Source organism: Flavobacterium chryseum (assembly GCF_004362015.1).
Lineage (GTDB): Bacteria > Bacteroidota > Bacteroidia > Flavobacteriales > Flavobacteriaceae > Flavobacterium.
Map to the genome: position 1 here is coordinate 267839 of NZ_SNWW01000002.1, position 13591 is coordinate 281429.

Consider the following 13591-nt stretch of genomic DNA (forward strand, 5'->3'; position numbering starts at 1 on the left):
TTTAATTATTTAAGCCACACACGCATTAACGTGGATAATTGTTCAACATTTACAGGTTTTGTCATATAATCTGAGGCGCCCGATTCTATACAGCGCTGTCTGTCACCTTTCATGGCTTTCGCCGTTACGGCAATAATAGTAAGATCTTTGTGTTCAGGATCTTTTCTAATTCTTTTCATTGTCTCGTAACCGTCCATTTCCGGCATCATAATATCCATTAAGACAATATCTATCGCTTTATCTTCATTTAGCAAATCTATCGCTTCCTGTCCGCTTTCTGCACTAATTACATCAAGTCCGTAGCGCTCTAATGCAGTTGTCAGGGCAAATAAATTTCTAACATCATCATCAACTAAAAGCACTTTTTTACCTTGCAATACATCTTCTTTCAAATAAAAAGATTCAATTCTTTCTCGCATTACCTGCGGAAGTTCTTTATGAACACGGTGCATAAATAAGGCCGTCTGGTCTACAAGTTCATCCAGAGAATCAAAACTTTTTAAAATAATACTATGCGCAAATCGGTTTAATTTTGCTCTTTGTTGTTTTGTAACATCTCCTGCCGAATGTATAATAATGGCGGTTTCCTGTCCTGCAATATTATTTTCAAGATCACTTATTAGATCTAAACCATCTGCATCCGGTAAAACCAAATCTAAGATAATACAATCAAATGATTTTTCCTGAATTAAAGTTACCGCTTCTTTAGCTGTTTTTGCACTTAAAACCTCAATATCTTTCCCACTTACAGCTTCGAGTATTCTGCTTAAATCTGTTTCATTATCATCTACGACCAACAGGTTTTTGATTTTTTTGTTTTTAAAATCATGAATGTCATTAAAGAGATGTGTTAGCGAATCATTTTTTACGGGTTTAAGAAGGAAATTCCTTGCGCCACGTTTTAGACCTTTGTTTCGTTCATCTTCACCTGAAATGATATAAACCGGAATATGACGCAAATTGAAATCTGTTTTTAGTCGGTCAAGAATCTTCCATCCGCTGGTATCCGGCATGTTAAGGTCCATCGTAATCGCGTGTGGATGAAACTGATTAATGAAATCAATAACATCATTTCCTTTTGTAGTAACGATAGCTTTAATGCCATTATTATGTGCCTGATCTAGCATTATTTTTGCAAAAGTAAGATTGTCTTCTGCAATTAATAAAACTTTATCATTTGGTTTAATGTCTGTTCTGTCATCACCAACCTCATCAACAAAGAACAAATCAATATCAGATCTGTTGAATTTTTCTGATGGCAATGATTTAATACGGCCTTTTAGATCTGTTTCTTCTTCTGTATTTACATTCTCTATTTCAGCAATATGAACGTATTTCAATGGAAGGAATAAAGTAAATTTACTTCCCACATTCGTTTCACTCTCCAATTCGATACTTCCGCCTAATAAATCAGAAAGTCCACGGCTGATCGATAATCCTAAACCTGTACCGCCATATTTACGTGATGTTGAACCTTCGGCTTGTTGAAAGGCTTCGAATATGATGTTTTGTTTTTCTTTAGAAATACCAATTCCTGTGTCCGAAATCTCAAAAGCAACAACGGCTTCTGCATTTTCAAGACTGATATTATTGGTTTTCCAATTGTTATTGGCTTTGTAAATTTTAAGTTTGACTTCTCCTTTTTCGGTAAATTTAAACGAATTCGAAAGTAAGTTTTTCAAAATTTGATTTAATCGTTGTGAATCGGTTTCCATTAATTCCGGAAGATTTTCATCCATTGTGATATTAAAACGAAGATGTTTCGCTTCAGAAATCGGATTGAAAGTAGAAGCTACAAATCGGCTGATTTCATCAAAACTAATCGGGTTGTAATCCACAGAAATATATCCGGATTCAATTTTAGACAAGTCAAGAATGTCATTAATCAGCTGAATAAGGTCATCTCCACAAGAGTTAATGGTTTTCGCAAACTGAATTTGTTTTTCAGATAAATTTCCGTCACGGTTGGCAATTAATTCGTTTGCTAAGATTTGCAAACTGTTTAGGGGCGTTCTTAACTCGTGCGACATATTCGCCAAAAACTCTGATTTATATTTTGATGTAAGCGTTAACTGATCGGCTTTTTCTTCTAATGCTTTTCTCGCAACCTCAACCTCTTGGTTTTTAAGCTCTACTTCTTCTTTTTGATTCGCTAATAAGAATGCTTTTTCTTCCAATTCCTCATTGGTATTTTTCAATACTTCCTGTTGGCTTTTAAGCTCTCCGGCCAACGATTGTGACTGCACTAATAATTCTTCAGTTCTTGAATTCGATTCGATCGTATTTAATACAATACCAATACTTTCTGTTAATCCTTCCAAGAAATCGAGATGTGTTTCGCTAAAAGTATCCAGCGAAGCCAATTCGATAACGGCTTTCAATTGTCCTTCAAACAATACCGGTAAAATGATAACGTCTTTTGGTTTGGCGTCTCCCAATCCTGAATTTATTTTGATATAATCTTTTGGAACATTACTCAAAATAATTCTTTCTTTCTCTACCGCAACCTGACCAATAAGTCCTTCGCCCATTGCATATTGCGTTGGCGAATTTTTTCTTTTGATGTAAGCGTATGAAGCAATCAGATTCAATTTAGAATCCATGAATTCTTCATCTTCATGCAGAATATAAAATAATCCGTGTTGTGCGGTTACAACCGTCGCCAACTCAGAAAGGATTTTTTTAGTAACCGAATTCAATTCTTTTTGCCCCTGAAGCATTTGGGTAAATTTCGCTAAATTCGATTTCAGCCAGTCTTGTTCCTGATTACGTAATGTTGTCGCTTTCAGGTTCGAAATCATCTGGTTAATGGTATCTTTTAATGCCTCAACCTCACCTTTAGCTTCAACACCAATCGTTCGTGTTAAATCTCCTTGTGTTACCGCAGAAGCCACCTCAGAAATCGCACGTACCTGCGTAGTAAGATTCGCTGCCAGCTGATTTACGTTTTCTGTTAAGTTTTTCCAGGTTCCGGAAGCTCCCGGTACGTTGGCCTGGCCTCCCAGTTTTCCTTCTGCTCCAACCTCACGGGCAACCGTAGTTACCTGATCTGAGAAAGTTGCCAGTGTATCAATCATTTCGTTGATGGTATCGGTAAGTTGTGCAACTTCTCCTTTGGCATCAATCGATAGTTTTTGTTTTAGATTTCCTTTTGCTACAGATGTTACAACCTTCGCAATTCCACGTACCTGAGATGTTAAATTCGACGCCATCAAGTTAACCGAATCGGTTAAATCTTTCCAGGTTCCTGCAACACCTTTTACTTCAGATTGTCCTCCCAGTTTTCCTTCGGTACCAACTTCACGCGCCACACGAGTTACCTCTGATGAAAACGAATTCAGCTGTTCTACCATCGTGTTGAAGGTGTTTTTCAAGTCCAGAATTTCTCCTTTTACGTCTACGGTAATTTGTTTCGAAAGGTCACCATTTGCTACCGCTTTTGTTACATCGGCAATGTTACGCACCTGACCGGTTAAGTTTGATGCCATTTGGTTAACGGAATCCGTTAAATCCTTCCATGTTCCTGCAACTCCGGGTACGAAGGCTTGTCCTCCCAGTTTTCCGTCGGTACCTACCTCGCGCGCCACACGAGTTACCTCTGATGCGAAGGCACGCAGCTGATCCACCATCGTATTTACGGTTTCTTTCAATTGAAGAATCTCTCCACGAACGTCGGCTGTAATTTTTTTGGACATATCCCCGTTTGCTACGGCAATCGTTACCTCGGCAATATTACGTACCTGCGTGGTTAAGTTACCCGCCATCTGGTTAACGGAATCTGTTAAATCTTTCCAGGTTCCCGCAACTCCCGGTACATTCGCTTGTCCTCCCAGTTTTCCTTCGGTACCCACCTCACGCGCCACACGAGTTACCTCTGATGCAAACTCACGAAGCTGATCTACCATCGTATTCAGGGTTTCTTTTAGCTGAAGTATCTCACCACGAACGTCAACGGTAATTTTTCGGGACATATCCCCGTTTGCTACGGCAATTGCCACATCGGCAATATTACGTACCTGAGCGGTTAAGTTACCAGCCATTTGGTTAACGGAATCTGTTAAATCTTTCCAGGTTCCGGCAACTCCCGGTACATTCGCTTGTCCTCCCAGTTTTCCTTCGGTTCCTACCTCTCTTGATACCCTTGTTACCTCCGAAGCAAAGCCTCGAAGCTGATCCACCATGGTATTAATTGTATTTTTAAGTTCCAGGATTTCTCCTTTTACGTCTACGGTAATTTGTAATGATAAATCTCCTTTTGCTACGGCGGTTGTTACCTCGGCAATGTTACGTACTTGTCCGGTAAGATTCGATGCCATTTGGTTTACCGAATCTGTTAAATCTTTCCAGGTTCCACCTACACCTTCTACCTGAGCTTGACCTCCCAATTTTCCTTCGGTTCCTACCTCTCTCGCCACGCGCGTTACCTCTGATGCAAATGAGTTCAGCTGACCCACCATCGTATTAATGGTGTTTTTAAGCTCAAGGATCTCTCCTTTTGTATCTACGGTAATCTGACGTGATAAATCGCCTTTTGCTACGGCTGTAGTTACCTCAGCAATATTACGTACCTGACCCGTTAAGTTAGATGCCATTTGGTTAACGGAATCTGTTAAATCTTTCCAGGTTCCTCCAACTCCTTTTACTTTGGCCTGACCTCCCAATTTTCCTTCGGTTCCTACCTCAAGTGCCACACGGGTTACCTCAGACGAGAATGAGTTCAGCTGATCCACCATCGTATTAATGGTTTTCTTCAACTCCAGGATTTCTCCTTCGGCTACAGCCGTAATTTTTTTAGATAAATCGCCATTTGCTACGGCGGTCGTTACCTCTGCAATATTACGTACCTGACCGGTTAAGTTAGATGCCATCTGATTCACCGAATCGGTTAAATCTTTCCAGGTTCCCCCAACTCCTTTTACTTTTGCCTGACCTCCCAGTTTTCCTTCTGAACCTACCTCACGTGCAACACGAGTTACCTCGGCACCAAAGGAGTTCAGCTGATCCACCATCGTGTTAATTGTATTTTTAAGTTCCAGGATTTCTCCCGCAACGTTTACTGTAATCTTTTTAGATAAATCTCCTTTTGCTACGGCTGTTGTTACCTCTGCAATATTACGTACCTGACCCGTTAAGTTACTCGCCATCTGGTTTACCGAATCGGTCAAATCTTTCCAAACTCCACCAACTCCTCGTACTTTTGCCTGACCTCCCAGTTTTCCTTCAGATCCCACCTCTACCGCCACACGGGTTACCTCAGATGAAAACGAGTTCAGCTGATCCACCATCGTATTAATGGTGTTTTTCAATTCCAGGATTTCTCCTTTTACGTCTACGGTAATTTTTTTAGATAAATCTCCCTTTGCTACCGCGGTTGTTACATCGGCGATATTACGTACCTGACCCGTTAAGTTCGATGCCATTTGGTTAACGGAGTCTGTTAAATCTTTCCAGGTTCCTCCAACTCCTTTTACCTGTGCCTGACCGCCCAGTTTTCCTTCGGTTCCTACCTCACGCGCCACACGGGTTACCTCAGATGAAAATGAGTTCAGCTGATCCACCATCGTATTAATGGTGTTTTTCAATTCCAGGATTTCTCCTTTTACGTCTACGGTAATCTTTTTAGATAAATCTCCTTTTGCTACGGCGGTTGTTACATCGGCGATATTACGTACCTGACCCGTTAAGTTACTTGCCATTTTATTTACAGAGTCGGTCAAATCTTTCCAAACTCCACCAACACCTCTTACTTTTGCCTGACCTCCCAGTTTTCCTTCTGTACCAACTTCACGCGCCACACGTGTTACCTCCATCGAGAATAAATTCAGCTGTTTTACCATTCCGTTTACCTCTTTTGCAATTCTAAGAAATTCTCCCTGAAGCGGGTTTCCTTCAATAGAAAGCGGCATTTCCTGAGATAAATTTCCTTTTGCTACGGATGTAATTACGTGTGCAATCTCAATTGTTGGGTGCACCAGATCTGAAATCAATGTATTTACAGAATCAACGCAGGAACTCCACGAACCTCTTGCGCCATCTAAGGCAACTCTATTGGTTAGTTTTCCTTGTTTACCAATGCTTTTTCCAACCTTCTGAAATTCGAAAACCATTCTCTCGTTCAGATCAATAATTTCGTTCAAAGTATCGCAAATGGAGCGTTTGACTCCGCTTTGATCTGTTGGAAAACGCTGGGTAAAATTCCCATTTTTGACCTTTATTAAAATCTTCAAAAATTCCGCATCTGTCAAAACATATTCTTCTAACACTTCATTTGATGCTTTCATAATTCTTTATAGCGTGAATTAAAAATATTTTATCTTTTTTTATGTCATTTTTCAAATGAAATGACACTAATCTTTACGTTTATATGTTCTCGTCGAGTAAAATTTTTCTTAAATGAAATTGTACAAAAGCATCCATAGAATCTGATCTTTTGGTGTTGTCATTATAGTTTAAAGGCTTAATTATATACCCTGAAATCCCTAATTTTTCTGCCTCGAACCTATCGTTTCCTTCTGAAGATGTTGTCATTATAAAAACCCTTAAATTTTTTAATTGTGGATCTTCCCGAAGGACTTTCAAAAACTCAATTCCGTTCATTCTGGGCATATTAATATCCAACAGAATTACCATTGGATTTAATTGTATCTCTGTATCTCTCAGCATTTTTAAGGCTTCGATTCCGTTATACGCCGTATAAAGTTCGTATTCTATTTCTAATTTTTTTAAAGATCGCTCTACACTAATAATATCGAGTTCATCATCTTCTACTAGTAAAATGGCTGGTTTTTTCATAATTTAACTATTTCTCCATGTAAAAATAAACTCGGCTCCCGCGCCCACTTTCGAAATTACAATAATATCTTCTTGTTTGTCATCGATAATTTTCTTTACAATGGCGAGTCCTACTCCTGTACTTTCCTGTTCATTTTGTTCTCTAAGGGTTTGAAATATTTCGAATATTTTCTTGTGATATTCTCCTGCAATTCCAATTCCGTTATCTTTTACCGAAAACTCATAATGCTTGTAAAATTTTCTACAGCTAATCTGAATAATTCCGTTTTCTTGTGGTGTATATTTCACAGCATTACTAATCAAATTTGCAAATACTTGCTCTAATTTAATCCTTTCTGTGAATAATTCGGGCAAATCTGAAATTTCAAGCGTAAAATTTCTCGGAACAATCGAATCTGCAATTTCCTTAACTAAAGTATTTGTATTGATTAATTCTGGCGGAACATTAATATTTAGTCGTGCGTAGTCCAGCAAACCATTAATCAAAGCTTCCATTCTTTTGGTTTTTTGAGGAATGATATTGAGGTATCTTTTTAATTCCGGCGAAAGCTGATTGTCAAGATCTTCTTCTATCCAGGTAATCACATTGTGAATGCCGCGTATAGGGGCTTTTAAATCGTGAGAAACCACGTAGGCAAATTTATTGAGTTCAGCATTTCTGTTTTTAAGCTCTCGGATATTTTTATCTAATTTACTAGACATGATATTTAATGAAGAGGCTAATGCTGTTAACTCGTCATTTCTGGTATCTTCTATACTGGTGAATTTTCCTTTTGAAATGTTTTCGGCAAGACGAACCATCGAAGAAATTCGTTTGGTTGTAATCCGCATGATGTAAAAAGTGCTGATTACACCAACAATAATGGTTAACGTAAGAAAGATAAGGGAGAATGTTCGGGTGTAATTGAGCGAAGTAAGCAGCATAACGCTATGATGTTTTCTTCTTTTATATTCTATTCGGTCAAACTTGGTAAACTTTTTAGAAATGTCATCGTTTATCTTTTTGCCAACATGTTTTATTAAAATTGTCTGTAACGAATTTGCATCTTTTTTTCTGGACTCAATCAGTTGTTCTGAATATTTAAGCCAATCGTTGTGAAGCATTTCGATAGAATCTAATATCGTTCGCTGGGTATTGTGATCTCCAATTCGTTTTTTTTGAACTTGAAATAAATTCGGAACATTTTTAAGACCTTCAAAATAAGAATCTAAAAAAACTTTATCATCGGTAAGCAAATAACCTCTAAAGGCGCTTTGCATACCGATAATCGCTTTATGGGTTTTGTTTGAATTTCGGATTATTTCTTCTGACCTGGCCAAAAAATGCGAGTTGAGCTGCACTTTTTTCGACATCATATAATTGGTATATGAGTCTGCAACAGAGAGCAAAATTATCAATGTAAATGCTAAAAGAATTTGGGTAGATAACTTCATTTTCCAGAATTAACCATACATAAGATTACCGCACATTTATTTTTTTACTAAAAATATAAAAAAAACTAACTCAAAATTCTCTAAGGTTTAAAGTTGTCTGGAAATTACACATGATTAACCTGATAAGCGTATTGACTTAATATTTTTTTCAAATCATTAAAGTTATTGGGTTTCGAAATATAATCGTGTGCCCCAAGTAGTTTGGCTTCTTTAATAAGATCTTCAAGTCGTGAAGTCGAAAAAATAATAACCGGGATTTGTTGCAGTATATCCTGCTTTTTTATTTCGGATAAAAGTTCAAGACCGGACATGATTGGCATATTTAAATCCAGAAAAATAACGTCTGGTTTTACTTCTTGTTTAATTAACTTATGATAAGCTTCAACAGGATCGTTGATTGATGTATAATGTGAAGCAGAAACTGCATTCAGGGCTTCCATAAATAATTCGCAATCGTCCGAGTCATCGTCAATCTGTAGAAAATTTTTATATGTCATTTGTGGTATTATATTTTTGGATGTAAAGTTGAAAAATGTGATTTCAAATTTAGTTTCTCCTATTTTGTTTTTGCTGTAATTTTAGATCTCACTCTGTAAAAATTTTATGATGCCGATACGACATTAATTATAAATCAACACTAAAGTATATGGTCCTTCTATCAAATGTAATAATTTAATTATTAATAATAACTACAAACTATCTATTATAATTTTGCATCGAAATTTTTTATTGAACATATTCTAATCGATATTTAGTTGTTGCTTTTACCATAATCCTGTTTAGTTTACTAATAACTTGTTTAGCCACAATGATTCAGGACCATAAAAAAAACTCCTGCTTTATGGGCAGGAGTCTTTCTAACAAATAGTAGATTCTAATTTAGAGTAGTAAAAATTTTATGACAATTATTTATTTTGTTTCGGCTAAACCACGGGTTAACCAACCTCTTTTATTTGCTGTTGCAATAGCGTATGGTGTAATCCAGAATAAACTGAAAGTATAAAAAACACTATACGAATACGCCCAAAGTGAGTCTTTCAAATTATATCTTTTAGCATAAAATATAACTGGGAAAGTTGATATTACTAAGATACTTGCAAGCGTTGAGCTAAAAAACAATAACGGGTGTGTTGCTATAAAAATAAACATGAATATCAAAAACGGATAAGACATTATCATTTTTAGCGATTGATTGATAAGTAATAATCTTGAACCAAATTTAGATCCTTCTCTAAAATTGGTAAAAACAAATTTAGACATCGCTATGTTTTCACGAACATTACTTCTCGCCCATCTCACAAACATTTTATACAAACCTGTATATTCTTCAGGAACATTTGTCAATACCAAGGCGTTTCTTTGAAACAATACATGCTGTCCTTGTTTTAAAATCATATTGGTCATGGCGCGGTCTTCACCAATATCTGATGGCTGCCCCATAAAAGTCTGGTTGATCCATTCGTCAAGACATGCAAAAACGGCTGTTTTACGATAAGCTGCCGCAGCGCCCGGAGTACAAAGTACAGAACCTAACATACTTTCTGCAGAACGCATGAATTCAAAACTCATTACGAAACTTACATTTAGCATTTTTGGAAGTATTGCTTTTTTATTGTTTAAAACCTGAACGTTTCCTGCTACTGCCCCACAATTTTCGTTCGTTACAAATGGACTAACTAAATTACGTAAAGTATCTTTTTTTACAATAGAATCACTGTCTACAGTAACGAAAATATCTCCCGTTCCAAGTTCAAATCCACGGTGAAGTGCGTGACGTTTTCCTTTGTTTTCCGGTTGTTGAAAAATGGTTAAACGATCGCCTAATCTTATTTTTGCCTGTTGCATCCAATACCATGTATCATCTTTACTTCCATCATCAATAGCAAGCAATTGCATTTTTTGTTCCGGAAAGTCACTGGCCGCAAGACTTATTAAAGTATCCCAAACTAATTTTCCTTCGTTGTATGCAGGAACAATTACGGTACAAGTTGGCAATAATTCATCTGAAACAGATTCGATTGGTTTGTAACGAAGATATAAATACGCATTATATAGAAATGATGCTGTTTGAAAAAAGAACAACACCATTGTAAAAATAAGAAATGGATATCCCCAGGTTGAATCTATTCTGTCTAATTGAAATTGATCAAAATCGGGTTGGAATTGATACACTAAAAAAGCACCAATTAACATTAATGCAAATGTGCCAACGAGTACAAAAGAACCAAACGGATTTGATTTTCTTGCAATATTATTGTTTGGTTTATCGTTATCTATACGGAAAATGGAATTGTTTAATGTATTTTCGGCTTTTATAGCTTCACTTGAAGAGTAAAATTGTTTTGAGATGATTGTTTCGCTTTCCATGTTGGGGTATTATTATTATTTTTTATTGATGGCTCTTACTTAAAAATTATTTTTGTGTTGTGAATCTTTTTCAGAAACACATTATCTCAGTTAGCAACCAACATGCCATTATCACTTTTCGCTGTAATAGAGCGGTTTACCTGATTTCAATAAATTTTTAAGTGTATAAATTTTACTCATTTGGTATACAGTATACACATAAAACGCAGGCAATAGAACGCAGATGACGCGGATTCGCTAAAGCGAAAACACGGATAAAACTGATTTTCTACTTTGTCTTCTATGATTAAAAAAAATCCTTGTCAATCCGTGTCTTTACGAAGTAAATCCGCGTCATCCGCGTTCAATTTTTAAGCTTTCATTTGAAATTCATGTTATAAAATATTTTTTTTCAAAAATTTGTCCAATCCTGAAAGTTCGATTGTCATTAGGGTATAACATTTAAAAATTATACAACATGGAAACTAGAATTAATGCATTCGAAAAAGGTCAAAAAGCGTTAAGTACTTTATTTGGAATCAGCGCTTATTTAAAAAAATCAGGACTTGAAAAATCTTTAATCGATTTAGTAGATTTTAGAGTATCTCAAATTAATAGCTGTGCGTATTGTTTAGATATGCACTCTAAAGAAGCTTTGGCAACCGGAGAAACGCCTCAACGTTTGTTTGGTTTAAGTGCCTGGAGAGAAACTCCGTATTATACTGCAAAAGAAAGAGCCGCATTGGCTTACGCCGAAGCTGTAACGGCTTGTCACGTTCCTGATGAAATATATGCAATTGCAAAAAGTGAATTTTCTGATGAAGAATTGATTGATCTTACTTTGGTAATTACGACAATCAATACCTGGAACCGTTTTAACCTTGCTTTTCCTAATACTCCGGGAACTTACAGAGTGGGACAATTTGGATAAATAAACTGAGGCTGTTTTTTATGTGATGTAAAAGATTAAATTTATGTCTCCTAAGCAGCTTTTGTGTACAATTATTAAACACATAGAAACATAGATTCTAAAATTTTAATTTTTAATTCTCAATTTTTAATCAAATCGATATTTCTATGTGTTTAAAATCAAAACAAATTAAAAAACAAAAACAATGAATGAGTTCATATTAATTTTCAGAAGAGATTTTTTATCAAAAGAAATACAGCCTTCTCCGGAAGAAATGCAACAGCACTTTCAGCAATGGCAAAACTGGTTTGGAGGTTTGGCAGCGCAGGATAAACTTGCAAGACCGCTGCAACGCTGGGATGGAGAAGGAAAAATCGTAAATAAAAACAAAGGCATTACAGATGGGCCTTTTGTTGAAATAAAAGAATCTATTGGCGGTTTAATTATAATTAAAGCCAAAGATTACGACGAAGCGGCAGCAATTGCACAAGACTGTCCGATTTTGAATTTAGGCGGGAATGTTGAGATACGAATGGCGGTTTAGATTTTAGACTTCTTAGATTATTCGATATTGGACTTCTTAGATTTAGATTTAATTGCGCAAAGTTGTGTCATTTCGAAGGATGAGACTCGAGCGATAGCGACAGACGAAGTATATCTCCTCCGGCAAGATTATAAAACAATTCTATCAAGAAAGTTCCGGAGGAACAAAACATATTATAGGGATGGATTTTAATCCATTCTCGATAAAGATTGAAGAGTTTGATTGCGGATTATTAGGATGTGATTTACTTCGTCTGTCGCTATCGCTCGAGTCTCCTCCGTAGAGATGACACAATACTTTGACAAAGATTTCAACACAACATTACATGAACAACCAGGAACTCCTACCCAATTTATTCAGAACCGAATATCAAAAAATCGTTTCTGTACTTTGTAATCTATTCGGAATTCATCATATTGAAATTGCGGAAGATATTGTGAGCGATACTTTTGTGGCGGCTTCAGAAATCTGGGCAATAAAAGGAATTCCCGAAAATCCTACAGCGTGGCTTTATACAGTGGCTAAAAACAAAACCAAAAATTACTTTAAGAGAAATGCTATTTTCGAAAACAAAATTGTTTCTGAAATAAAATACAACACACCGCTAAACAATCCTGAAACAGAAATTGATTTGTCTGAAAAAAATATTGCTGATAGTCAATTGGCTATGATATTTACGGTTTGTAATCCTTGTAATTCTGATGAAGCGCAGATTGCCCTTGCTTTAAACTTATTGTGCGGTTTTGGAATAAGTGAAATTGCAGATGCTTTTCTTTCTAATAAAGAAGTGATTTATAAAAGAATCAATCGCGCGAAGGAAAAACTCAAAGAAGAAAACATCAAAATTCAAAATCCGAGCAAGACACAGGTAAACGACCGAATAGAAACGGTTCTTAAAACCATTTATCTACTTTATTCTGAGGGTTATTATTCTACTTCGCAAAATACGACTTTACGTAAAGACCTTTGTTCTGAAGCGATGCGACTTACTTTTTTACTAATTCAGAATAAAGCAACCAATTTGCCTGCAACCAATGCATTAATGGCGTTAATGTGTTTTCACTCTTCCCGATTTGAAGCCCGAACTACTGAAAGCGGCGAAATAATCTTATATCAGGATCAGGATGAATTGCTGTGGAACCAGGAATTAATTGATAAGGGAATTTATTTTCTGGGTAAATCTTCATCTGGAAATACGCTTTCAAAATACCATCTTGAAGCTGGAATCGCCTATTGGCATACACAGAAAAAAGATACGCCGGAAAAGTGGCAGCATATTTTAGAATTATACAACAATCTGATCATTTTAGAATATTCTCCAATTGTTGCCTTAAACAGAACTTACGCTTTATCGAAAGTAACAAGTAAGCAAGAAGCGATTGTTGAAGCTGAAAAACTGAACCTAACTGACAATCATTTCTATTATTCTTTGCTAGGGAATTTATATACGGATTTTGATAACCAAAAAGCCAGAAAGCATTTTGAAACCGCAATTGGCCTGGCCAAAACAACTTCTGACAAAAATATTATAAGCAAAAACATGCAGCAGCTTCGCTAATAAAGTT

At 36.3% G+C, this 13591-nt stretch carries 8 protein-coding genes; 3 read left to right on the plus strand and 5 right to left on the minus strand.

What is annotated here, in order from left to right:
• Positions 1-5: 5 nt before the first annotated feature.
• From EV143_RS04860 to EV143_RS04880, 5 genes are all read right to left on the minus strand, one after another.
• A complete protein-coding gene (locus EV143_RS04860) occupies positions 6-6281 on the minus strand; it encodes a HAMP domain-containing protein (RefSeq protein WP_133506848.1) in 6276 nt (2091 codons plus the stop codon).
• Between the two features lie 79 nt (positions 6282-6360).
• The gene (locus EV143_RS04865) at positions 6361-6792 is read right to left on the minus strand and encodes a response regulator (protein ID WP_133506849.1); all 432 of its coding nucleotides are present in this window, start codon (positions 6790-6792) and stop codon (positions 6361-6363) included.
• Positions 6793-6795: 3 nt separating this feature from the next.
• Positions 6796-8226: an ATP-binding protein gene (locus EV143_RS04870; protein ID WP_133506850.1), complete on the minus strand. Its 1431-nt coding sequence runs from the start codon at positions 8224-8226 to the stop codon at positions 6796-6798.
• 104 nt (positions 8227-8330) lie between these two features.
• Positions 8331-8723, minus strand: a complete 393-nt coding sequence (locus EV143_RS04875; RefSeq protein WP_133506851.1) for a response regulator — start codon at positions 8721-8723, stop codon at positions 8331-8333.
• A gap of 412 nt (positions 8724-9135) precedes the next feature.
• Entirely contained in the window at positions 9136-10593 is a 1458-nt protein-coding gene (locus EV143_RS04880; RefSeq protein ID WP_133506852.1) for a glycosyltransferase family 2 protein, read from the minus strand.
• 457 nt (positions 10594-11050) lie between these two features.
• On the opposite strand from EV143_RS04880, the gene EV143_RS04885 reads away from it, so the two are divergent.
• From EV143_RS04885 to EV143_RS04895, 3 genes are all read left to right on the plus strand, one after another.
• Complete coding sequence (locus tag EV143_RS04885; protein WP_133506853.1) at positions 11051-11503, plus strand: carboxymuconolactone decarboxylase family protein; 453 nt, start codon at positions 11051-11053, stop codon at positions 11501-11503.
• A gap of 184 nt (positions 11504-11687) precedes the next feature.
• Positions 11688-12026, plus strand: a complete 339-nt coding sequence (locus EV143_RS04890) for a YciI family protein (RefSeq protein WP_133506854.1) — start codon at positions 11688-11690, stop codon at positions 12024-12026.
• 325 nt (positions 12027-12351) lie between these two features.
• Positions 12352-13584 carry an RNA polymerase sigma factor gene (locus EV143_RS04895; RefSeq protein ID WP_133506855.1) on the plus strand — a complete coding sequence of 411 codons (1233 nt, stop codon included), beginning with the start codon at positions 12352-12354 and terminating at the stop codon, positions 13582-13584.
• The last annotated feature ends 7 nt before the right edge of the window (positions 13585-13591 follow it).